Source organism: Flavobacterium sp. W22_SRS_FK3 (assembly GCF_052113665.1).
Lineage (GTDB): Bacteria > Bacteroidota > Bacteroidia > Flavobacteriales > Flavobacteriaceae > Flavobacterium.
This window is the reverse complement of the sequence record NZ_JBGQOF010000005.1, coordinates 254,238-275,545: the sequence shown is the minus strand read 5'-3', so window position 1 is coordinate 275,545 and position 21,308 is coordinate 254,238. Positions and strand designations below refer to the sequence as shown.

General features: G+C 31.6%; 21 protein-coding genes. 4 read left to right on the top strand and 17 right to left on the bottom strand.

Annotation, left to right across the window (positions count from 1 at the left end):
* Window positions 1-8 precede the first annotated feature (8 nt).
* From ACEN2I_RS07200 to rsfS, 7 genes are all read right to left on the bottom strand, one after another.
* Window positions 9-788, bottom strand: a complete 780-nt coding sequence (locus ACEN2I_RS07200) for a superoxide dismutase (RefSeq protein WP_441765418.1) — start codon at window positions 786-788, stop codon at window positions 9-11.
* A gap of 8 nt (window positions 789-796) precedes the next feature.
* Window positions 797-1,066 carry an acyl-CoA-binding protein gene (locus tag ACEN2I_RS07195; RefSeq protein ID WP_441765417.1) on the bottom strand — a complete coding sequence of 90 codons (270 nt, stop codon included), beginning with the start codon at window positions 1,064-1,066 and terminating at the stop codon, window positions 797-799.
* Complete coding sequence (locus tag ACEN2I_RS07190; RefSeq protein ID WP_441765416.1) at window positions 1,067-1,720, bottom strand: phosphatidylserine decarboxylase family protein; 654 nt, start codon at window positions 1,718-1,720, stop codon at window positions 1,067-1,069.
* Window positions 1,710-2,600: a phosphatidate cytidylyltransferase gene (locus ACEN2I_RS07185; protein WP_441765415.1), complete on the bottom strand. Its 891-nt coding sequence runs from the start codon at window positions 2,598-2,600 to the stop codon at window positions 1,710-1,712. Before ACEN2I_RS07185 ends, ACEN2I_RS07190 begins: the two co-directional genes overlap by 11 nt.
* Window position 2,601: 1 nt before the next feature.
* A complete protein-coding gene (locus ACEN2I_RS07180) occupies window positions 2,602-3,207 on the bottom strand; it encodes a lactate utilization protein B/C (RefSeq protein ID WP_441765414.1) in 606 nt (201 codons plus the stop codon).
* A gap of 113 nt (window positions 3,208-3,320) precedes the next feature.
* Complete coding sequence (gene ftsH / locus ACEN2I_RS07175) at window positions 3,321-5,246, bottom strand: ATP-dependent zinc metalloprotease FtsH (RefSeq protein WP_441765413.1); 1,926 nt, start codon at window positions 5,244-5,246, stop codon at window positions 3,321-3,323.
* 15 nt (window positions 5,247-5,261) lie between these two features.
* Window positions 5,262-5,633, bottom strand: a complete 372-nt coding sequence (rsfS, locus tag ACEN2I_RS07170) for a ribosome silencing factor (protein WP_012024667.1) — start codon at window positions 5,631-5,633, stop codon at window positions 5,262-5,264.
* 93 nt (window positions 5,634-5,726) lie between these two features.
* Here rsfS and ACEN2I_RS07165 point away from each other — a divergent pair, with 93 nt between their 5' ends.
* Window positions 5,727-6,455: a biotin--[acetyl-CoA-carboxylase] ligase gene (locus ACEN2I_RS07165; protein ID WP_441765412.1), complete on the top strand. Its 729-nt coding sequence runs from the start codon at window positions 5,727-5,729 to the stop codon at window positions 6,453-6,455.
* On the opposite strand, the gene ACEN2I_RS07160 is transcribed toward ACEN2I_RS07165, so the two are convergent.
* From ACEN2I_RS07160 to pyrE, 5 genes are all read right to left on the bottom strand, one after another.
* Window positions 6,449-8,710, bottom strand: coding sequence for an ATP-binding protein (locus tag ACEN2I_RS07160; protein ID WP_441765411.1), 2,262 nt, complete (start codon window positions 8,708-8,710; stop codon window positions 6,449-6,451). The genes ACEN2I_RS07165 and ACEN2I_RS07160 overlap by 7 nt on opposite strands.
* 3 nt (window positions 8,711-8,713) lie before the next feature.
* On the bottom strand, window positions 8,714-9,328 hold the full coding sequence (locus tag ACEN2I_RS07155; protein WP_441765410.1) for a biliverdin-producing heme oxygenase: 615 nt from the start codon (window positions 9,326-9,328) through the stop codon (window positions 8,714-8,716).
* Window positions 9,329-9,338: 10 nt separating this feature from the next.
* Window positions 9,339-9,782: a response regulator gene (locus tag ACEN2I_RS07150; RefSeq protein ID WP_441765409.1), complete on the bottom strand. Its 444-nt coding sequence runs from the start codon at window positions 9,780-9,782 to the stop codon at window positions 9,339-9,341.
* Between the two features lie 145 nt (window positions 9,783-9,927).
* A complete protein-coding gene (locus tag ACEN2I_RS07145; RefSeq protein ID WP_441765408.1) occupies window positions 9,928-10,320 on the bottom strand; it encodes an SRPBCC family protein in 393 nt (130 codons plus the stop codon).
* Between the two features lie 80 nt (window positions 10,321-10,400).
* A complete protein-coding gene (gene pyrE / locus ACEN2I_RS07140; protein ID WP_441765407.1) occupies window positions 10,401-11,048 on the bottom strand; it encodes an orotate phosphoribosyltransferase in 648 nt (215 codons plus the stop codon).
* A 7-nt stretch (window positions 11,049-11,055) separates the two neighbouring features.
* Between pyrE and ACEN2I_RS07135 the strand changes: the two genes are divergently transcribed.
* Window positions 11,056-11,655: an NUDIX hydrolase gene (locus ACEN2I_RS07135; protein ID WP_441765406.1), complete on the top strand. Its 600-nt coding sequence runs from the start codon at window positions 11,056-11,058 to the stop codon at window positions 11,653-11,655.
* Between the two features lie 389 nt (window positions 11,656-12,044).
* Here the strand turns inward: ACEN2I_RS07135 and ACEN2I_RS07130 are convergent, their stop codons facing one another.
* Both ACEN2I_RS07130 and ACEN2I_RS07125 read right to left on the bottom strand, forming a co-directional pair.
* On the bottom strand, window positions 12,045-13,772 hold the full coding sequence (locus ACEN2I_RS07130; protein WP_441765405.1) for a M14 family metallopeptidase: 1,728 nt from the start codon (window positions 13,770-13,772) through the stop codon (window positions 12,045-12,047).
* A 173-nt stretch (window positions 13,773-13,945) separates the two neighbouring features.
* Entirely contained in the window at window positions 13,946-14,296 is a 351-nt protein-coding gene (locus ACEN2I_RS07125; protein WP_441765404.1) for a DUF2200 domain-containing protein, read from the bottom strand.
* Window positions 14,297-14,466: 170 nt separating this feature from the next.
* On the opposite strand from ACEN2I_RS07125, the gene ACEN2I_RS07120 reads away from it, so the two are divergent.
* Window positions 14,467-15,810 carry a DEAD/DEAH box helicase gene (locus ACEN2I_RS07120; RefSeq protein WP_441765403.1) on the top strand — a complete coding sequence of 448 codons (1,344 nt, stop codon included), beginning with the start codon at window positions 14,467-14,469 and terminating at the stop codon, window positions 15,808-15,810.
* 227 nt (window positions 15,811-16,037) lie between these two features.
* Entirely contained in the window at window positions 16,038-16,487 is a 450-nt protein-coding gene (locus ACEN2I_RS07115) for a hypothetical protein (protein WP_441765402.1), read from the top strand.
* Between the two features lie 78 nt (window positions 16,488-16,565).
* Here the strand turns inward: ACEN2I_RS07115 and ACEN2I_RS07110 are convergent, their stop codons facing one another.
* The 3 genes from ACEN2I_RS07110 to ACEN2I_RS07100 all read right to left on the bottom strand — a co-directional run bounded on the left by ACEN2I_RS07110 (window position 16,566) and on the right by ACEN2I_RS07100 (window position 21,250).
* Window positions 16,566-17,084: a DUF421 domain-containing protein gene (locus tag ACEN2I_RS07110; RefSeq protein WP_441765401.1), complete on the bottom strand. Its 519-nt coding sequence runs from the start codon at window positions 17,082-17,084 to the stop codon at window positions 16,566-16,568.
* A 113-nt stretch (window positions 17,085-17,197) separates the two neighbouring features.
* Window positions 17,198-18,565, bottom strand: coding sequence for a 30S ribosomal protein S6--L-glutamate ligase (gene rimK, locus ACEN2I_RS07105; protein ID WP_441765400.1), 1,368 nt, complete (start codon window positions 18,563-18,565; stop codon window positions 17,198-17,200).
* Between the two features lie 138 nt (window positions 18,566-18,703).
* Entirely contained in the window at window positions 18,704-21,250 is a 2,547-nt protein-coding gene (locus tag ACEN2I_RS07100) for an ATP-dependent Clp protease ATP-binding subunit (RefSeq protein ID WP_441765399.1), read from the bottom strand.
* Between the last annotated feature and the right edge of the window lie 58 nt (window positions 21,251-21,308).

Sequence of the window (21,308 nt, the reverse complement as noted above, 5' to 3'; positions counted from 1 at the left end):
ATATTTTTTTAATACTTTTTAACCTTACTCAGGGCGGTTTTGTAATTTTCGTTTACTTTTTCCCAATTAATTAATTTATAGAAAGAATCGATATAGCTTCCTTTTCTATTCTGATAATCCAGATAATAGGCATGTTCCCATAGGTCTATTCCTAAAATAGGTGTGCCTGGTATCAAAGCATTTCTCATTAATGGATTATCCTGATTTTCGGTAGTTGTAATTTGTAATTTCCCTGCTTTATCTACAACCAGCCAAACCCATCCTGAACCGAATTGTTTTGTAGCTTCATTTTTAAATTGAGTTGTAAGATTGTTAAAAGACCCAAACTCTTTGTTTATCGAACCAGCTAAAGTATCTTTTGGAGTTTGCTCTTTTGGAGTTAAAATGTCAAAATAAAGGGTATGATTGTAATATCCTCCTGCATTTTGACGAAGCTTCGTATTGTTCATATCCATTTTTTTGAGAATATCTTCAATTGGAGCATTTTCAAATTCTGTTGAAACAATTTCTTTATTCAAATTATTAGTGTAAGCTAAATAATGTTTTGAATAATGAGTTTCTAAAGTCAATGATCTTATAGCAGGTGCTAAAGCATCATATGCAAAAAGCAGTTTTGTCAGAGCAAATGAGCCTTCATTTGCTTTTACATCGGCAGGAATACCTATTATGATTTTTTCTTCTTTTGTAGGTAAAGGCACTTCAACAACTTCAGTTAATTTATTATCATTACATGAAAACAATATCAGAAATGAAGCTGTGACAGTAAAACGAATGATGTTTTTCTTCATAATTTAAATTATTTTAATGTTAGTGAATTAATTATTTCAATGTAATTCTCTTTAGCTTCTTCAATAGATAGATGGCTAATTTGCATCCAGGCATTTGTTTTGAATGCATTGCGTAGATCAAAATTTTCAGATTGATTATATACAGCAGTTCCAAAAGTTGCTTGTTTGTAATAAGCATAAAGTCTTAGCTGCACATCTTGCGGCAGCGAGGCTTGTGTCATCTTCATTGCAGTTTCTACAGCCTCTGAAAAACGAAAATCCAGATCTTTTTTAGTCATTTAAGCTTTTGTAGCAATAACAGTTTTACCGCCAATTGCTTTTTGATTTAATACCACATTAATTGGCGTACCTAAAGGTAAAAATAAATCTACTCTTGAACCAAATTTAATAAAACCGGCATCGGTTCCCTGAATAACCTGCATTCCTTCCTTAGCATAATTAACAATTCTACGTGCTAATGCACCTGCAATTTGTCTGTATAATATTTGACCGAAAGTTTCATTTTCAATTACAACGGTCGTTCTTTCATTTTCTTCACTAGCTTTTGGGTGCCAGGCTACTAAAAATTTTCCAGGATGGTATTTACTGAATTTTATAACACCATCCATTGCATAACGCGTAACGTGTACGTTGATAGGTGACATAAAAATAGAAATCTGTAAACGTTTGTCTTTAAAAAACTCACTTTCATAAACTTCTTCAATAACTACAACTTTTCCGTCAACCGGAGCAAGAATGTGATCACTGTTTATAATTGCAATTCTTTTAGGATTTCTAAAAAACTGTAAGATAATAATCAAAACTATTAGGCCTGCAATTTGTACAAGCATTCTTAGCCATGTGATATCAATGAATTTGTCGGCAATTAAAAGTACGGCAACCGCAAAAACAGTACCTAATAAAATGGATGGACCTCCTTCTTTATGAAACATAATATAAAATTTGATAAAATAAAAATATAATTGGTGCTACAAATATAACACTATCTAATCGATCTAAAACCCCTCCATGACCCGGCATTATGGCTCCACTATCTTTAACACCTGCAATTCTTTTAAATTTAGATTCAATCAAATCTCCAATTGTTCCAAAAACACTGGCAATTAAAGCGATAATCATCCAAATTAAGATTGATCTGTTGCTGAAATCCGGATTGGGCTGAATGTATAATTTTGAAATCAAAAAACCTGCAAAAGCAGCAAAAATAGTCCCTCCAAGAAAGCCTTCAATGGTTTTCTTAGGTGAAATACGTTCGAATAATTTATGCTTTCCAATAGATTTCCCTACCAAATAAGCAAATGTATCATTGGTCCAGATCAAAATAAATAATCCGATAATAATTTTTGGATTGTAATCATTGGTGCCAAAAGAAATTTTAACGATAAATACAAATGGTAGTGTAATGTATCCTAGCAAATATAAATATTTTGACGATGTACTTATTTTTTGAACACTGTCATAAAATAAGAATAAAATACATTTGATAGATATAACAATAGTAACAGCAAGTAATATCAAGTCTAATTGCTGAATATTGGTATTTAAATTTAATCTTAAATTAAATGTCTGGACTAAATATGCAGTAGTCGCTTTATTATAGTGACTAACCAACATAATAGTTGTGTATAATAAAATTCCAAAAAGAATTGAAAAGACTTTATTAAGATTCGCTAAATTACAAAACTCATAAATAGCAATAATTAGAAAAATGCCAAAAAGAATAATAAAGCTTTCGGTAGAAAACAGAATAGATGTTAATAATAAAGCGATATAAACAGCACCAGAAATGGTTCTCTTGAGTGTTTCATTCATCTTAAAGGTCCTCTAAGAGCAATAAATATAAATTTTTAGCAACACTTCCGTATTGAGTAAAATCTTCTTCTTTTGCTTTTTCGAAATATTTTATTGTGGTAATATTCGTAGGGTAATCTCTTTCGTATTTTCTTTTAATAGCACTTAATCCGTCACTTTTCACAGGGAGTATTTGACTTGTTGTTGCTATTATGACGATATTAGGAGGTAATTCGTTTGGTTTGTCTTGTCTAATTTGTTTTGATGAAAATAAAATGGAACCTTCATCAGCAATAAGATTTTCACAGGAAGCCAATAAAAATTTGGGACTTTTAGGAGAAATATAAAGTAATTTATTCTCTTCTAATAGATTAAAAAGCCCTGGTTCGTAACATAAAGCTTCACTCTCAAACCAATCATTTTCTTCTAAAATATTTTCAAATTGCTCTTCAACTTCTTGCTTGTTTTCGCAATACAAAAATTTCCCTCCATTTTTTTTAAAATTAAAAATGAATTGTTCATCTATTGATAAATGACTGTTTGGAGCAGGATTGTTTCCATACTCACTTTCATTTTCCTCATCTGATGAAGTATTGGCAGAACCAAATATTTTTTTGAAAAAACTCATTTTATATGAAATACTTTACATGTTAATTGAAAACGCTCAAAGATAAAAAAATCTTAATTCAAAAGAGGTTTTTGAATTAAGATTTTAAAAAATATTAAATATTTAGTTGAAATTTACGAAACCACTTCGCCTAAATTTTTATCAAAAGTACGCTTTCCAAAAATAGTTTCTAAGTCATCTTTAAAAATAACTTCTTTTTCAATTAATATATCGGCAAGTTGATTTAACTTGTCTTTATTGTCTTCCAAAATTTGAATAGCTCTTTGATATTGACCTTCAATTAATTCTGAAATTTCAGCGTCAATAATTTTCGCAGTTTCATCAGAATAAGGTTTAGAGAAGTTGTATTCGCTCTGCCCTGTTGAATCGTAGTAGGTAACATTTCCAATTTTATCATTTAAGCCGTAAATTGTCACCATAGCACGAGCCTGACGTGTAACTTTTTCTAAATCGCTTAATGCTCCGGTTGAAATTCTGTCAAAAGTCACTTTTTCAGCAGCTCTTCCACCCATTGTAGCACACATTTCGTCTAACATTTGGTCAGTTCTTACAATTTGTCTTTCTTCTGGTAAATACCATGCGGCTCCTAAACTTTGTCCACGAGGAACAATAGTTACTTTAATTAATGGTGCAGCATGCTCTAACATCCAGCTTACAGTTGCGTGACCAGCCTCATGAATAGCGATTGCTCTTTTCTCTTCGGGAGTAATAATTTTATTTTTCTTCTCAAGTCCGCCTATAATTCTGTCAACAGCATCAAGGAAATCTTGTCTGTCAACAGCAGGTTTATTGTTACGGGCAGCGATTAAAGCTGCTTCATTACAAACATTTGCAATATCAGCTCCGGAAAATCCTGGAGTTTGTTTTGCCAAAAAATCTAAATCAAGTCCTTCAACTTTTTTGATAGGAGCCAAGTGAACTGCAAAGATTTCAGCTCTTTCACGAATGTCTGGTAAGTCAACAAAAATTTGCCTGTCAAAACGTCCTGCACGCATTAATGCTTTGTCAAGAACATCAGCTCTGTTTGTTGCTGCTAAAACAATTACGTTAGAATTTGTGCCGAAACCATCCATTTCTGTCAACAATTGATTCAGAGTGTTTTCTCTTTCATCATTTCCGCCTGACATGTTGCTTTTTCCTCTCGCTCTACCAACAGCATCAATCTCATCAATGAAAATGATAGCCGGAGATTTTTCTTTAGCCTGTTTGAATAAATCACGAACACGTGAAGCGCCAACTCCTACAAACATCTCAACAAAATCAGAACCAGATAATGAGAAAAATGGAACCTGAGCTTCACCTGCAACAGCTTTTGCTAATAAGGTTTTACCAGTTCCCGGAGGTCCTACCAGAAGAGCACCTTTTGGAATTTTACCTCCTAAATTGGTGTATTTTTCGGGGTTTTTAAGGAATTCTACAATTTCTTGTATTTCTTCTTTAGCACCTTCTAAACCGGCCACATCCTTAAATGTTGTTTTGATATCTGTTTTTTCATCAAATAATTTAGCTTTTGATTTTCCTATATTGAAAATTTGTCCGCCACCGCCTCCTGCGCCGCCAGACATCTTACGCATAATAAAAATCCATACACCAATAATGATGATTATTGGAAGTAAGCTCACTAAGATGTCACTCCAATTGCTTGCTTCTTTAAAATCATAATCAACTAATTTTTTTTCGGCTTTAGCTTTGTCTAATTTCTCCTGAAAAGATTTTAGATCACCAAATTTTGTAGTGTAATGAGGACCTTTGTTAGGTCTGTCAAACATATCTTTGGCTACTTTTTTATTTGCAGGATCTTTTAAAGCGGCATCTGAAAGGTAAATTTCAGCATCTTTATTATTGAAAATAATAACGTTTTTGATTTGCCCTTTGGCTAACATATTATCAATGTCAGACGATTTTAATTGAGCAGGCTCGCTTAAATTTGAACCTCCTGTTGCAAAACTTATAAATAAAAAAACCAGAAGTATTGCGGTATATATTAACCAGGGACTTATTTTAAATTTATTCGGATTTGGATTATTATCTTTAGCCATTAGAGAAATTTTCTTTTAGTATTTGTTTTCGATTGTAGTTATTTTGGCATCACCCCAAAGGCTTTCGATGTTGTAATATTCACGAATATGTTTTTGGAAAACATGTACCACAATATGAACATAATCCATAAGAACCCATTCTGCATTATCGGTTCCTTCTACGTGCCACGGTTTATCTTTTAAGTCTTTGGATACTGTTTTTTGAATGGAGTTTACTATGGCGTTAACCTGAGTGTTTGAACTACCGTTGCAAATAACAAAATAGTCACAAACAGCCGTATCGATGTCCCTTAAGTCAAGAATATCTATGTCATTTCCTTTTACTTCTTCAATCCCTTTGATTATGTTCGCCAATAGAACATCATTATTAATAGTCTTTTTCGCCATGAATTATTTTATATGAATTTGTAAAGTTACCAAAATTTGTCATTATTTTTGAACCTTAACAAAATATTAAATTAAGTTATTTAAATTATCAGAATGAAACTAATCAAACTCGATGCCATAGATTCTACAAATGATTTCCTTAAATCGCTATCAAGTCAAGAAAAGCTTGATAATTTTACAGTAGTAATAGCTGAAAATCAGAGTAAAGGAAAAGGACAAATGGGGGCAAAGTGGCAATCAGAGTCTGGTAAAAACTTAATTATGAGTGCCTTGGTAAAGGATTTTGTATTTGATAATCAGCAGTTTTTTGATCTTAATATTGTGGTTTCACTATCGGTAGTAGAAGTGCTAAAAACGTTAAATATTCCTGATTTAAGCATAAAATGGCCGAACGACATTATGTCATACAATAAGAAAATTGGTGGCATATTGATCGAAAATACGCTAAAAAGTGATGGCAGAATCGTGTCAGTAGTTGGATTAGGCCTAAATGTTAACCAAACTAATTTTGAAAATCTGCCTCATGCATCGTCTTTGGCTCTGATTACCCAAACTGAATTTGATAAAGAGATTTTCCCTCTTTTAATTATCAAAAAAATAAAAGAAAAAATCGCCTTATGGAATACTCATACTGCTGATTTTTGGAACGAATATGTTGATAATTTGTTTCGAAAAGGAGTTCCAATGCCCTTTAGAAATCTTCAAAATGAAAATTTTATGGGAATTATTAAAGGTGTAACTTCAATGGGAGAATTACAGATTGTTTTAGAAGATGAATCAATAAAAAACTTTGAAGTGAAGGAAATAATAATGCTCTATTGATCTTTATGAAAAAATAATTTAAAAGTAGCTCCTTCGTTTGGAGTACCTTCAGCAACAATATAACCCTTATGAACCTGCATAATTTTTTTACATAAAGCCAACCCAACTCCAGAACCTTTATATTCATCTTGTGCATGTAATCGTGTAAAGATTTTAAAAATATTTTTTGCAAAAATTTGTTCAAATCCTATTCCATTATCCGAAAACTCTAGAACTTCAAACAATTCTCCTGCATCTGATTTTTCGATACCTAATGACTTAACATTTATAACGGAAGCTTTATCTGTGATGGAGTATTTAAGTGAATTTTGAATTAGATTAGAAAAAAGTTGCTTCATTAAAAAAGACATTCCTTTTATTGATGGAAGTTTTTCAATATTAATTATAGCATTTTTCTCATTTATTAATTCTTGTAAATCATGTAATACTTCAATCAACACTTCATTAGGATTTACAATTTCAAAAGATTCAGTATGATGCTTAATTCTGGTGTATTTTAAGATATCAATTAAAAGTATTTGCATTCTGTTTGCCGAATTATTCATTCTTTGAACAGAATTTAAAACTTTTTCAGGTACTACTTCATCTTGTTTTCCCAAAATTCGCGAAGATATCATTTGAATTTTTCGAAGTGGTTCTTGTAAATCATGTGTACTAATCCAGTTTATATTTTCCAGTTCAGAATTAGTTTCTTTTAATATTTCACTTAATTTTCGATACTTTTCTTCTTCTTCGGTTATTATTAGCAAATTAAATAATTTTTGAAGTGTATGTGCATAATTAGCAGCGGCATTTAGTTCCGGCTGCAACCAAATTTTACTTTGACATTTTATAATTTCTTTATATAACTCAAAAGAATTTCTTGGGGAAAGTCCATTTTTATCTTTAATGATAGCTTTGTTCGGGTCACCGGCCCAATTAACTTCAGTTAAATATTCTGGACGAAACCAAATAATACAATTATTATTATCTGCACTTAGGGAATAATAGATGATACCAGAAGCTTCCTGACAATAATCACCAGGGTCTGGTAAAAAGTCTATTAATTTATCAGTATAAAAAAAGTTATTTTTAGAATGTTCTGAAACCCAAAGCAAAAGTTTAGTTATATTTTCATCATCAGGAGTCAATCCGCTTTTATAAATATTATAATCAAAAATTATAGCTACACCGGCAGCATTACAAATTTCGAGAATTTCGTTACTTTCAGCTATTTTATTAAAAGATTCTTCCTTTGCAGGCAGATTAAAAGAATTAAGCTTTTCTAATGCTGTATTAGATTTTCTTGCTACTTCGTATTCTTCATTTGACTGACGAATATTAATCTGCGAAGTAATAAAATGACCTTGTAATTGTGCTGCTAAGCGAATTTCAGGTGTCAGGTTTTTAGGGCTGTAATGATGACAAGCAATGAGTCCCCAGAGCTTTTTTTGATGTATTAATGAAATGGTTAGTGTTGCACCAACTCCCATATTATGCAAATATTTAACATGAATAGGAGAAGTGCTTCGCAAAATAGAAAAACTTAAGTCAAGATTTTTATCTGTACCACCATTATCAATAGTGTAAAGAGGCACTGGGCTATAGTTTACATCTACAATAAGTCGCAAAAGATTTTTCATATACAATTCTCTCGCCTGTGGCGGAATATCAGTATGTGGATAATGCAGTCCTAAAAAAGGTTCTAAATCATCCCGAACACTCTCTGCAAAAACTTCTCCGTTATAATCTTTATCAAAACGATAAACCATGACTCTGTCATAACCGGTTATTTCTCGGGTTCCCTTTGCGACCATACCACATAATTCTTTTAAATCATGTACTTCGTTCATATAATTCAAAAACTGTGCAGTCTGATCGTAAACATTTGTTTGTTGTTTACTAATGTATGTTGATGATTCTGCTTCTAAAATATAAATATCGTTGCTTTTGTGAATCGTGCATAAAAACGAATGGCTGTTAAAAATAAGTCTTAATGGTGTAGAGGACAGTAACAATTCATTAAAAATATAATCTTTAATTAAATCTTGTTGATTTTGTCCAAAAGAATCTGTAAAAGTAGTATTCAATAAGGATCTGTAATCTAATCCAATATAATCATGAATATTGCCACTACAAAATTCAATCTTCCAGGTAATAGAATGTATACCAATTAAAAAACCATGTGGCTGAATACTTCCTGGTATATGAATGGGTTCAAATTCACAGTTGGTTAGATTTACAATATTCCGATTTACTATATCTCTTATTTTCATAAACTAAAGGGAGTGAGCAGATAAATGGTCATTAATAATTTTAAATCCGTAAGCTGCGCCATTGATAATTTCATCTTCTGAATTTGTTTTCTCTTGAAAGTCAGTTAATTCTTTTAAAAATTTTTTCCAGTAACTTCCGGTTTTATTTCCATAGCCAGAAAAATAAGATGCTCCGTTTACTTCATCATAACCTAAAGAATCTTTGATGTTTTTTAAAATAAATCGACCACCCAGTGTAGATCCTTCAACAACATACATAATTCCCATTGCAAATTGCACTGACATCTCTGAAGAATTTATGAAAGGAGAAATGATTTTTTTTTTTTGAATTCCTGTTACTTCTAAGTCGTTTAAAATATGCTGTGCTTTTTTCCTTTCATTCAAGTCTGAAATAACGTCACTTAAAATTGGATGGATATCATTTTCAAAATTCTGAACGATGTCATGCATCAATGATAAGTACAAAGCATACTCTTTTATAGTGATTTCAGGATCAATTATTGATCTTGAAATTGGTAATTTTTCTAAATTTTGATGAGATTCCGAAGTTTTCGATCTAAGACTATTTAAGAAAGAAACGCTTGTTGATTCGTCAGTTTTCAAATTTTCAATATTCATTTTTGAAAAATTATTTATTTAAGTATAAAAAATTATGCTCATTTGGCTTGAAAGTATCCCAGTTTATTTTTAAGACATGATCAATTGCTTTTTGCAAAAATTCAAAATCTGTCGGCTTTTGAATGTAATAACTGGCACCAAGTTCTCTCGTTTTGGCAATGGCAACACTATCTGAAGATGTTGACAATATAATAATTGGAATGTTTTTATGATCTTCTGAACTTCTTAATTCTTTCAAAACATCATAACCTGTAAGTCCATGCATATTTAAATCTAAAAAAATAATATGAGGATTTGGTGGTGGATTTTTTAAATCATGCAACAATTTTTTACCATTATTTTGTGTAACAATATTTAAATGATTACCTAATTCATTTAAAGCATCTGTAAAAAAATCTAAATCTTCAGGGTCATCATCCGTGTAAAATATGGTAAAATCAGTATTCATAATCATTTTATATTTATTTGGGTACAAAGATAAAAAAAACTTAAAAACATTTTAAACTAAGTTATTCCAACGTTTAAAGTTAATACCATTAAAAAAATAAAAGCCTTTAGCGTAAACTAAAGGCTCTATTGTACTTTATTTATATTGTGTTTTATAATTTTGTCATGTTTGTAGCCAGGGTTTCAATAAATTTACTAATTGGCCCTTTTATCATCATGGCCATCATTGCGTTAAATTCACCTTCAAATTGAAGTTGAACTGTACTTTCATTATCTGAAATACTTTCAATGTTTGAAACCAAAGTAAAAGGAAGTTTATCACTTGCTGCTCCTAAAACAATTTTGTTGGGAGCAGTTTTTTCTTTCATTTTTAGTTTTATTTCCGGCATACCTTTCAGTCCAAAAATAAAAGCATCTTCGCCAATTACTTCAAATTTAGCAATGTTTTCAGGCATTAATTTTTCAAAATTCTTTACATCTGATAATAAATCAAATAAATATTGAGCCGACTTTTGAACAGTAACTTTTGGACTTTCTAAGTTCATAGTATTATTTTTTATTCTTTATTTTTATTTAAATCAATTGAGAAATAGTTCATCTAAAATCAATATTTTTGAAATCAACATTATTTTTCTTTTCCCCAAGTTGAAGGACTTACGTTCCATTCTTGTAAAGTAGATTGCTGCTCTTCTGTAATGTACTGTTTTTGAACCGCTAAATCTAATAAATTTTCATAATTGCTTAATGTGTATAATTCAATATTAGCGTTTTTGAAGTTCTCTTCAGCCACATTAAAACCATAGGTAAAAATTGCTGCCATTCCCTTAATATTGGCACCTTCATTGCGTAAAGCTTCTACAGCCATCAAACTGCTGTTTCCTGTACTAATTAAATCTTCAACTACTACAACATTTTGTCCTTTTTCAAAAAAACCTTCAACTTGGTTTTGTCTTCCATGTTTTTTTGCTTCCGGGCGCACATATACAAATGGCAATCCAAGGCTTTCGGCAACAAGAATTCCAATTCCAATGGCTCCTGTAGCTACTCCGGCAATAACATCTGGTTTTCCAAATTGCTTTTCTATATTTTTTGCAAACTCATTACGAACATGATTTCGTATGTCCGGAAATGAAAGAATTAATCTGTTATCACAATAAATAGGTGATTTCCACCCAGACGCCCATGTAAAAGGATTTTCTGGATTCAATTTAATTGCATTTATTTGCAAAAGCAATTCTGCTGTTTTTTCGGCGGTATCTTTATTAAAAATCATAGTGCAAATGTATAAAGTTTTTGTGAACGACAAACCACTTTTTTTGACAAATGAAATCTCAAAAGAGACTAATTTTCAATTGTTTTTATTGGAAAGTATTGATATAGAACATCTTATAGTTAAAATCTTTCAAAATAAAATTCAAAAAGCTTATTTATACCATCCTGATGAAAAGGAAATCATGAGGACGTTAAAAGCCAAAATACCTGTAAATAAAGCAGGAGGAGGCTTTGTGTACAACAAAAAAGGAGAGGTATTATTTATTTTCAGAAATGGTAAATGGGACTTGCCAAAAGGAGGAATTGAAAAAGGAGAAGAGATTGAAAACACTGCCATGCGCGAAGTTGAAGAAGAAACTGGTGTAAATAAACTACGAATCACCAATAAACTTCAAAAAACGTATCATGTTTTTAAACGAAATGGAAAATACAAACTTAAAATAACACATTGGTTTGAGATGCACTCTGATTTTGAAGGGACTCCTGTTGGGCAAGAAAACGAAGGCATTGAAAAAGTAGCCTGGCTAAATCCGGAGCAAATTAAAGAAGCCTTAAAGAATTCTTACGAAAATATTAAATTACTTTTTGAAGAAGAAAACACTTTGTAATAGCAATTACAACGTAAATATCAAAAATCAATGTTAATTGAAATGTGAAAATTGATATTGATTTTGCAATTGAATTTTGACTTTAATTTGGGTTTGCTGCCGTCCCGATAAGATAGCAAAATTTCTTTGCGTGTATTTGTCTTCTTATCGACATGCTGTCGGGCTATGAGTGCTACTTCTTTAACCAGCTTCTATTGCTCGAGATCTAGGTTTAAAAAGTTCGTAACAGTTTCTGGCGATTTTCATTAAAAAAAAGCCAATAAAGATAAATCCACATAATGAGAATTAAAATAAATTTCTTGAAATCCTTCAGGCTAATTTAAATTATTTTTATTTTGGTTGTTTTTCTAACATCCTATCTTTTTTTCCAGTTAAAAAAATTCGAAAAACTACATCAATCGATACACTGGATATTGCAAATGCGCCTTTTCATAATAAACGGAGTTTTTATAAATCCAATTTAACTGCGCTTCTGGGTTTTTTGCAAATTCTCCGTCATTTCTTTTTTTGGCTTCTAATTCTGCTTTTAATTGCGGATTTTCCTTTAATAATTGGGCTGCTGTATCTTCAAAAATATATTCTGAATAATGTTCTTTCTGCTGTAGAATTGGATCGAAGAAATTCCAATTAAAAAAAGAATCAATGCCTTCCGGTTCAAAAGCTTCTACCAGATATTTTACGCCTTTTTGTTTTGTTGAAATGAGATAGTCACCTTTAGCAAAAGCCATTTTTACAATTTTAGAAGTCACTTTTGTATTATAATGTAAATAATGTCCTTCATATGCATTAGAAACGGTTCTAAAATCTGAAATTTTATAACTTTCGACTTCAATAATTGTATCATTTTTAAATTGTGTAAACGAAATATTATTGGTCTTCAAAAGATTAATAATATTCCAATAACCAATTGGTATGATATAAGCAGAAGGGATGACAATGTCTTTTAGTGATTTGAATCCTTTTGTATAAGGTACATCTTTTTTATAGGGTTTGCTTTGGTCATAATACAAACGATCTCCGTTTGTAGCATCGCTTTTTTTGTATCCTGCTTCATATCCTAAAAATGAAAAAGTTGCAGCTTTAGTACTGTCTAATTCCCATTGTAGTGTATATGTTTTTTTAGGTTGATATTGATCCAAATTTTTAATTCGCAAGTCTTTTATTTTTTGATAATTGGTATCCATAAAATCCATTGTAGATCTCATGTATTCATAAGTAACTTTTACTCGATCTGCATACTTTTTAAGCATATGTGTTTCTACCACAAAACCAATTGTGTTAAACAAAGAAGTATAACCAGTAGTATATCTCGGACTATCAACAAACTGCCCAAAACCTTTGTCTGGAGTATCTTTAAACGAATCAACATAAGGAGTTGTTTCTATTTTCTTTTGCTGCAAATCATTTACCAAAGCCGGCATCATTTTATCATTCATGAAATCACCTAAAACAATTCCTAACTTATTATGCTGCGTCATTATATAAGTCAGTTTGTATTGATAATCAGAACCGTTGCTAACATGATTGTCTATAAAAACATCGGCATTTATTTTTTGAAAAATCTCAGCAAAACTCTTGGTATTTTGCGTATCCATTTTCATTAAATCACGATTCAGATCGTAGTTTCTGGCGTTTCCTCTAAAACCGTAAATTTCAGGGCCATTCTGATTGGCTCTTGTTGTCGAATTTCTGTTTAAAGCTCCACCAATATTATAAACAGGAATACAAACTAAAACTGTATTTTTAGGCGTTTTCAATTTTCCAATAGCTAAATCTCTATAGAACTGCATTGTGGCGTCGATTCCGTCAGGTTCTCCCGCATGAATACCATTATTGATAAAAAGTACTGCCTTGTTACTTTGGATTTTTGCAAAATCAAATTCTTTTTCAGGATTGTAAACGATAATGTGCAAAGGCATTCCAGAATCGGTTAAACCCATTTCTTTCATCTGAATTGTAGGAAAATCATGAGCTAATAGTTTATAATAAGCAATAGTTTCTTCATAAGAAGCCGACTGATTTCCATTTCCTTTCTCAAAAAAAGTATCATATTTTTTATTGTTTTGAGCAAAAAAAGTAATGGTAAAAAAGGAAAGGAAAATTGTAAAAAGTCTCATGATTTTGGATTTTAAAGGAACCAAATATAAAGAAATTTAGATTTATAAATTGTTGTAAAAAACAACAAATCCCTTACTTATTATTTTGTTAGAAGAAATCAAATTCAAAGAAAATATCAAAATATAAAATGTTTATCCGGGTTTCTTATTGATTAGCAAGTCTTTATTTTCTTCTAACTTTTTAAAATTTTATCCATTGGCTTTCCTTTAGCCAGTTCATCAATCAACTTGTCTAAATAACGAATCTTTTGCATGAGAGGATTCTCAATATTTTCTATACGATAACCACAAATTACCCCGCTTATTTTTGAAACATTTGGATTTAATTGAGGTACTTCTGCAAAAAAAGTTTCAAAGTCTTTTTTGTTATCTATTTGTTCCTGTAGCTCTTCTTGACTGTATCCTGTCAACCAGCAAATTATGTTATCGACCTCGGCTTTTGTACGGCCTTTTTTTTCTGCTTTGTTGATATAATGTGGGTATACGCTTGCAAATGATGTTGTAAATATTCTATGCTTTTCCATATTTTTTCGGTTTATAGTAATTAGTATGTGTAATTCGCCCTTAAAAATAATTAAAAAAGGATATAAATAAAAAATAGATTGAGGACTTAAAAATACTATTACAACCTTGGTAATTTGCTGTTAATGTAAAAATAACACAATCTAAAATCTAATTTTCCTACTTTTGCAAAATGAATAAAAATCACCATTCCAATAATATACTTTCGAATTTAGGAATTGAGAACCTAAACGAAATGCAGGAAGCAGCGCAGGATGCTATTTTAAACGAAAATAATGTTCTATTACTTTCACCAACAGGATCAGGGAAAACGCTGGCTTTTTTACTGCCAATTCTAGAGTTATTACAGCCTGAGATACTTTCGGTTCAATGCTTAATTTTAGTGCCATCTCGCGAATTAGGTTTGCAGATTGAGCAGGTTTGGAAAAAAATGGGAACTCAATATAAAGTTAATATATGTTATGGAGGTCACTCAATTGATACTGAAATCAATAATTTAAGCAATCCTCCAGCTGTTTTGATTGGAACTCCGGGTAGAATTGCAGATCATATTGATAGAGAAACTTTTCGTACAGATAAGATTCAGACTTTAATTTTGGATGAATTTGATAAATCATTGCAATTGGGTTTTCATGAGCAGATGTCCTATATTATTGGAAAACTTACGAAGTTGAACAAACGTGTTTTGGTTTCTGCAACTTCAGATATTGAAATTCCAAAATATACAAGAGTAATCAATCCTACTGTTTTAGATTTTATTCCTGAAGAAGAAGAAAAGGCAAATCTTTCGATGAAAATGGTGGTTTCACCCGCAAAAGATAAATTAGGAAGTTTATTTAATTTGATTTGTTCTTTAAAATCTCAGTCGGCAATTATATTCTGTAATCATCGTGATGCAGCTGAACGTATTAGTGATACTTTAAACGAAAAAGGAATTTACGCTACTTATTATCATGGCGGAATGGATCAGGATGAGCGTGAACGTGCGCTAATTCAGTTTAGAAACGGAAGTATGAGTTATTTAATTACAACAGATTTAGCTGCCCGTGGATTGGATATCCCTGAAATGAAACACGTCATTCATTATCATTTGCCTTTAAAAGAAGACGAATTCATACATAGAAATGGTCGAACAGCACGTATGCAGGCTTCAGGTACAGCTTATATAATCATTCACGAAAGTGAAAAAAAATTGGATTATATTGATTACGAAATGCAAATCCTGGAAGTAGAAAATACAACTACTTTACCAAAACCGCCTGAATTTCAAACTATTTATATTAGTGGAGGAAAGAAAACAAAATTGAATAAAATTGACATCGTTGGGTTCTTTTCTCAAAAGGGAAAATTAGAAAAAGCTGATTTAGGCTTAATTGAAGTAAAAGATTTTGTTTCGTTTGCTGCCGTGAAATATAATAAGGTAAAAGATGTGCTTAAAAATGTAAAGGATGAAAAGATGAAAGGCAAAAAATTCAAAATAGAAGTCGCCCGTAAGGTTGTTAAGAAAGAAAGATAGCGCTAATATTTATAATTTTTAAAAAATTTGATAAAAAAATCAAGGCATCGTAATTGATTTTTTATACATAATTTATTGATTATTAAAAAGTTGTATTTTTTTTATTTTAAGTTTGCATAAATTTAGATAAAAATCACAATTTAATGTTAATAAAAAAGTGATTTTAGAACTATTTTTTCATAATTTCGGCATTTATAAATAGTATAAAAATTAACCCCAAATTCATTATGAAAAAGATTATTACCCTTGCCGTTTTGCTTTTTAGTTTTGTTTCATTTGCTCAAATTAAAGTACTTGAAACTGTACCAGTTGAAAAATTAGGAAAAGTAAACAACAACTACATTCAAAAAATTGGAGATGAATACACAGTTTACTATACTAGTATTGTAAGTGATGATGATGAATCTTCAAGCTTAAGAAAGTTTTCTTTTAAAAATATTAATAACGATTATACAAGTCTTTATAATATTATTATGAATGGTTTTACTGCAACTCCTTTATACGATATTAAATTAGAATTACCTAATAATTACATTTGGTTGCATTACACAGGAAGTACTTTGCCTGAAAAATCTACAGTTCAGTTTATGGTTTCGAGTAAAAATGCTTCTTCAGGTTCAAGCAATGTTTCTGAGCCTTTTGTAAAAGATCAGATTAATAAATTATTTCAAAAGTAATTTGCTAAAATATAAAACTAAAAAGGCTATTCAATTTTCGAATAGCCTTTTTTGTATCATATAAGATTTTAGAAATATTTATTTTCTAAAATTCTTATGATTATGTTTTCTCTTGTAATGTGTTTGTTTTAAATGCTTCTTGTCTTCAGAAATTAGGCTAATTGTGCCGTCAATTTCTAGCATGCAAAGCTTTACATCGGTAAAATGTTCTAAACCATGTTCGCGCATAACTTCTTTCAATTCGTCGTTAGAAATATCTAATTTGCTTAAAGCTTTGAAATCAAGTCTTCCGTCATGAATTAAGACTTCAGGTTTGTCTAAAAGTAAGTCATTGACAATCTTATATTTGTGAGTCAATTTTTTGATTATAAAGTTTATTAGAAATAAAACCAAAGCAGCAATCAAACCTCCAGAGAGGCTTGTGTCAGGACCAACCATCGCGTTTTGAACCGAATTACTAATTAGTAAAATCAGAATGATATCGGCAGTATTTAATTGTGAAAGCTCTTTTTTGCCGAAAATGCGTAACGCAATTGTCATGAAAAAATAAACAGCTGCACTTCTTAATATGATATCGTAGTAAGGAAAGAGTGTCATTTTTTTTATTTGAGTTAAAAAAAACTTTACCAAAGATTTTAAGCCTTTAACAAAGTTACTACTGTATTTTTAAAAATTAAGTTTAAATAATATTCCTAATAAAAAAGAAAATATTATAACTTAAAATTCTTCTCAATTGCTTTAATCATTTCACCTGCAACATCTTTGTTTGTGGCACCTTCAATTCCTTCTAGACCTGGTGAAGAATTTACTTCAAGTAATAATGGTCCTTTTGAGGAACGAATAATGTCTACACCTGCCACTTTTAAATCCATTGCCTTTGCGGCTTTAATGGCGATCTTTTTCTCTTCTGGAGTTACTTTTATTACGGACGCAGTTCCTCCAAGGTGAATGTTAGCTCTAAATTCTCCAGGCATAGCTTCACGCTGAATGGCAGCAACAACTTTTCCGTCTATCACAAAACAACGAATATCTTTTCCATTTGCTTCCTTGATGAATTCCTGAACGAGAATGTTTGCATTTAAACTTTTAAATGCATTAATAACACTTTCTGCTGCTTTCTTGGTTTCTGCCAAGACAACACCTTTTCCTTGTGTGCCTTCTAATAATTTTACAATTAGAGGCGAACCTCCAACCATTTTAATTAAATTGTCTGTATCTAAAGGCGAGTTGGCAAATCCGGTTGTTGGAATATCTATACCGCTATTTAAAAGCAATTGTAACGAATATAATTTATCACGCGATTGTGTAATAGCTGTAGCCGAATTTAAAACGAACACCTTCAAAGCTTCAAATTGGCGTGTTAAGGCACAACCGTAAAAAGTAATACTTGGTCGGATTCGTGGAATAATAGCGTCAAATTGATTTAATATTTTTCCGCCACGATAGTGAATCTCAGGTGTTTTGGCGTCCAATTTCATATAGCATTCTTTGATATTCAAAAAATGCATCTCATGACCACGCATCTCACCGGCTTCCATGATTCTTTTATTGCTGTATAATTCAGGATTACTCGCTAAAAGTCCAATTCGTAAACCAGAACTCGCCTTTTCAGAGTTTTGATATAGCTCTTTTAAGGTTTCAGTTGTAGGTTGTCCTAATAGGTATTTTTGTTCAGGATCAACTAATACACGTCCACTCATTGCTTCACGGCCTAAAAGCATTCTAAAGCCCATTGAGTCACGATTGGTTAAAGTCATTTCTATTGGCCATTTTGCATCGCCAATTTTAAGATTGGTCTGAATTACATAACGATGTTCTCTAAAGCCACTGGAACTTTTTACAATTCTTTTGTCTACCAGAGGGGCTTCACAATGAATGATGGTTTTGATATTGTTCTGAATTGGATTAATGTCAAATTTCACCCAATTGGCATCATTTTTTATAAAAGGAGCTATGTTTATGGCATGCATTGCCGAGGTTTTAGCACCAGAATCCACACGAGCCTTGATTGTTGGGATTCCGAGTTCAGGAAATGAGCACCATTCTTCGCTACCTAAAATGACTTTATTTTGAAGCATATTTTTGTTTTTGTTGTAGAATTTAATAGCCAAAAATAACTATTTGGTTTTACTAAAGATAGTAAATTATCTAAAAAAAATACCCGCTACGTTATGAAAACGTAACGGGTAAATTAAATTTGTTATAAATTTAAATAATTATTGATTTTTCGGTTCTTCAGCTTTGTGGATTTCTACTGAAAGTTCTTGAGAATCATCTTTTAAATCCATCATTATCTCATCACCTGAATGTATTTTTGAAGTTATGATTTCTTCCGCTAACAAATCCTCTACATATTTCTGAATTGCTCTTTTTAGAGGTCTTGCCCCAAATTGTCTATCAAAGCCTTTCTCGGCAATAAATGCTTTTGCTTTATCAGTAAGACTTAAATTGTATCCAAGTTCAGAAATACGTGCATAAAGCTTTTTAAGCTCAATTTCGATAATCAAATCGATATCATGTTTTTCTAACGCATTAAATACGATTACATCATCAATTCTGTTTAAGAATTCAGGAGCAAAAGTTTTTTTCAATGCATTTTCTATAATACTTTTTGAATTTTCATCGGCCTGAGCCACCTTTGCAGCAGTTCCGAAACCTACGCCTTGTCCAAAATCTTTTAATTGACGCGCTCCAACATTTGAAGTCATGATAATGATGGTGTTTTTGAAGTCAATTTTACGACCTAAACTATCTGTCAAATATCCATCATCTAACACTTGAAGCATCATATTAAATACATCAGGATGTGCTTTTTCGATCTCATCCAAAAGCACAACACAATATGGTTTTCTGCGAACTTTTTCAGTCAATTGACCTCCTTCTTCATAGCCAACATATCCCGGGGGCGCTCCAACTAAACGAGAGATAGCAAATTTTTCCATATATTCACTCATATCGATACGAACTAATGCATCTTCAGAATCAAATAATTCTTTTGCTAAAACTTTTGCTAATTGTGTTTTACCAACTCCAGTCTGACCTAAGAAAATAAAGGAACCAATTGGTTTATTAGGATCTTTAAGTCCGGCTCTGTTACGCTGAATAGAACGTGCTATTTTTAAAACCGCATCGTTTTGACCAATTACTTTGTGCTGAATTAATTCAGGTAATTTGGCTAATTTGTTGCTTTCTGTCTGTGCAATACGGTTTACAGGAATTCCTGTCATCATCGAAACAACATCGGCCACATTATCTTCTGTAACTTCAATTCGGTTGCTTTTAGAATCTTCTTCCCATTGTTCTTGTGCAACAGCCAGATCTTTTTCTATACGTTTTTCATCATCACGAAGTTTGGCTGCTTCTTCATATTTTTGTTTTTTAACAACCATATTTTTGTTTTCACGTACTTCTTCTAACTGACGTTCTAGATCTAAAATTTGTTTAGGAACATCAATGTTAGTTATGTGTACGCGAGAACCTGCTTCGTCAAGGGCATCAATAGCTTTGTCCGGTAAAAAACGTTCAGACATATATCTGTTTGTCAATTTAACACAGGCTTCAATTGCTTCCTGAGTATAAGTTACATTGTGGTGATCTTCGTATTTGTCTTTGATGTTATTTAAAATGGCAATCGTTTCCTCAACAGATGTTGGTTCCACAATTACTTTTTGAAAACGTCTTTCAAGAGCACCGTCTTTCTCAATATATTGTCTGTACTCATCAAGAGTTGTAGCGCCAATACATTGAATTTCTCCTCTTGCTAATGCAGGTTTAAACATATTTGAAGCATCAAGAGATCCAGTTGCTCCGCCAGCACCTACAATAGTGTGAATTTCATCAATGAAAAGAATAATGTCATCATTCTTCTCAAGTTCGTTCATTACGGCTTTCATTCTTTCCTCAAACTGACCGCGGTATTTTGTTCCGGCTACTAAACTGGCTAGATCTAGAGTTACCACACGTTTATGGAAAAGAATACGGGACACTTTCTTTTGGATAATACGCAAAGCAAGTCCTTCTGCTATGGCAGATTTACCAACTCCAGGTTCGCCAATAAGAAGGGGATTATTCTTTTTTCTACGGCTTAGGATTTGAGAAACACGTTCAATTTCTTTTTCTCGTCCTACTACCGGGTCCAATTTTCCTTCTTCGGCCATTTCTGTTAAATCTCTCCCAAAATTATCTAAGACCGGAGTCTTAGATTTTTTGTTTGACTTATTGGCCGGATTGTTAAAACTGCTTTCTTTAAGACTGTCATCTTGTCCTGAATCATCATTGTAAGATTCGTTTCTTGGCAAGTTTTCTAAGAATTCTTCTTCGTTTGGAGTCATGTTTAAATATTGTTCTTTAGCTATGTCATAATCTATTTTTAATTTATTCAATAGCTTGGTTGTTGGATCGTTTTCGTTTCGTAAAATGCATAAAAGCAGGTGCGCCGTGCTAATGGACGAGCTTTGAAATACTTTTGCTTCCAGAAAAGTGGTCTTCAGTGCTCTTTCCGCCTGTCGGGTAAGATGAAGGTTTTTCTTTTCAGCATTTACTTCAACACTCTGGTTGGCTGGACTCAGTATTTCTACTTTCCTGCGTAAATGATCTAAATCGACTGCAAGGTTATTAAGTATATGAATAGCTTTTCCGTTACCATCTCTTAAAATGCCCAGCATGAGATGTTCAGTACCAATAAAGTCGTGTCCTAAACGAAGGGCTTCTTCTTTACTGTATGTAATAACATCTTTTACTCTTGGTGAAAAATTATCATCCATAATATATAATTGGTATTGTAAATTTAATGATTTAGTTTTTGAAAAACAAAAACCATAC

What these genes read in the sequence shown, in the direction of transcription:
- ACEN2I_RS07185 (WP_441765415.1), bottom strand. Translation starts at nt 2,600, where the DNA reads ATGAATGAAACACTCAAGAGAACCATTTCTGGTGCTGTTTATATCGCT.
- ACEN2I_RS07100 (WP_441765399.1), bottom strand. Translation starts at nt 21,250, where the DNA reads ATGGATGATAATTTTTCACCAAGAGTAAAAGATGTTATTACATACAGT.
- ACEN2I_RS07145 (WP_441765408.1), bottom strand. Translation starts at nt 10,320, where the DNA reads ATGAACTTAGAAAGTCCAAAAGTTACTGTTCAAAAGTCGGCTCAATAT.
- ACEN2I_RS07125 (WP_441765404.1), bottom strand. Translation starts at nt 14,296, where the DNA reads ATGGAAAAGCATAGAATATTTACAACATCATTTGCAAGCGTATACCCA.
- ACEN2I_RS07190 (WP_441765416.1), bottom strand. Translation starts at nt 1,720, where the DNA reads ATGTTTCATAAAGAAGGAGGTCCATCCATTTTATTAGGTACTGTTTTT.
- pyrE (WP_441765407.1), bottom strand. Translation starts at nt 11,048, where the DNA reads ATGATTTTTAATAAAGATACCGCCGAAAAAACAGCAGAATTGCTTTTG.
- ftsH (WP_441765413.1), bottom strand. Translation starts at nt 5,246, where the DNA reads ATGGCTAAAGATAATAATCCAAATCCGAATAAATTTAAAATAAGTCCC.
- ACEN2I_RS07160 (WP_441765411.1), bottom strand. Translation starts at nt 8,710, where the DNA reads ATGAAAATAAGAGATATAGTAAATCGGAATATTGTAAATCTAACCAAC.
- ACEN2I_RS07165 (WP_441765412.1), top strand. Translation starts at nt 5,727, where the DNA reads ATGAAACTAATCAAACTCGATGCCATAGATTCTACAAATGATTTCCTT.
- ACEN2I_RS07150 (WP_441765409.1), bottom strand. Translation starts at nt 9,782, where the DNA reads ATGATTATGAATACTGATTTTACCATATTTTACACGGATGATGACCCT.
- ACEN2I_RS07155 (WP_441765410.1), bottom strand. Translation starts at nt 9,328, where the DNA reads ATGAATATTGAAAATTTGAAAACTGACGAATCAACAAGCGTTTCTTTC.
- ACEN2I_RS07180 (WP_441765414.1), bottom strand. Translation starts at nt 3,207, where the DNA reads ATGAGTTTTTTCAAAAAAATATTTGGTTCTGCCAATACTTCATCAGAT.
- ACEN2I_RS07120 (WP_441765403.1), top strand. Translation starts at nt 14,467, where the DNA reads ATGAATAAAAATCACCATTCCAATAATATACTTTCGAATTTAGGAATT.
- ACEN2I_RS07195 (WP_441765417.1), bottom strand. Translation starts at nt 1,066, where the DNA reads ATGACTAAAAAAGATCTGGATTTTCGTTTTTCAGAGGCTGTAGAAACT.
- ACEN2I_RS07135 (WP_441765406.1), top strand. Translation starts at nt 11,056, where the DNA reads ATGTATAAAGTTTTTGTGAACGACAAACCACTTTTTTTGACAAATGAA.
- ACEN2I_RS07110 (WP_441765401.1), bottom strand. Translation starts at nt 17,084, where the DNA reads ATGACACTCTTTCCTTACTACGATATCATATTAAGAAGTGCAGCTGTT.
- rsfS (WP_012024667.1), bottom strand. Translation starts at nt 5,633, where the DNA reads ATGGCGAAAAAGACTATTAATAATGATGTTCTATTGGCGAACATAATC.
- rimK (WP_441765400.1), bottom strand. Translation starts at nt 18,565, where the DNA reads ATGCTTCAAAATAAAGTCATTTTAGGTAGCGAAGAATGGTGCTCATTT.
- ACEN2I_RS07130 (WP_441765405.1), bottom strand. Translation starts at nt 13,772, where the DNA reads ATGAGACTTTTTACAATTTTCCTTTCCTTTTTTACCATTACTTTTTTT.
- ACEN2I_RS07115 (WP_441765402.1), top strand. Translation starts at nt 16,038, where the DNA reads ATGAAAAAGATTATTACCCTTGCCGTTTTGCTTTTTAGTTTTGTTTCA.
- ACEN2I_RS07200 (WP_441765418.1), bottom strand. Translation starts at nt 788, where the DNA reads ATGAAGAAAAACATCATTCGTTTTACTGTCACAGCTTCATTTCTGATA.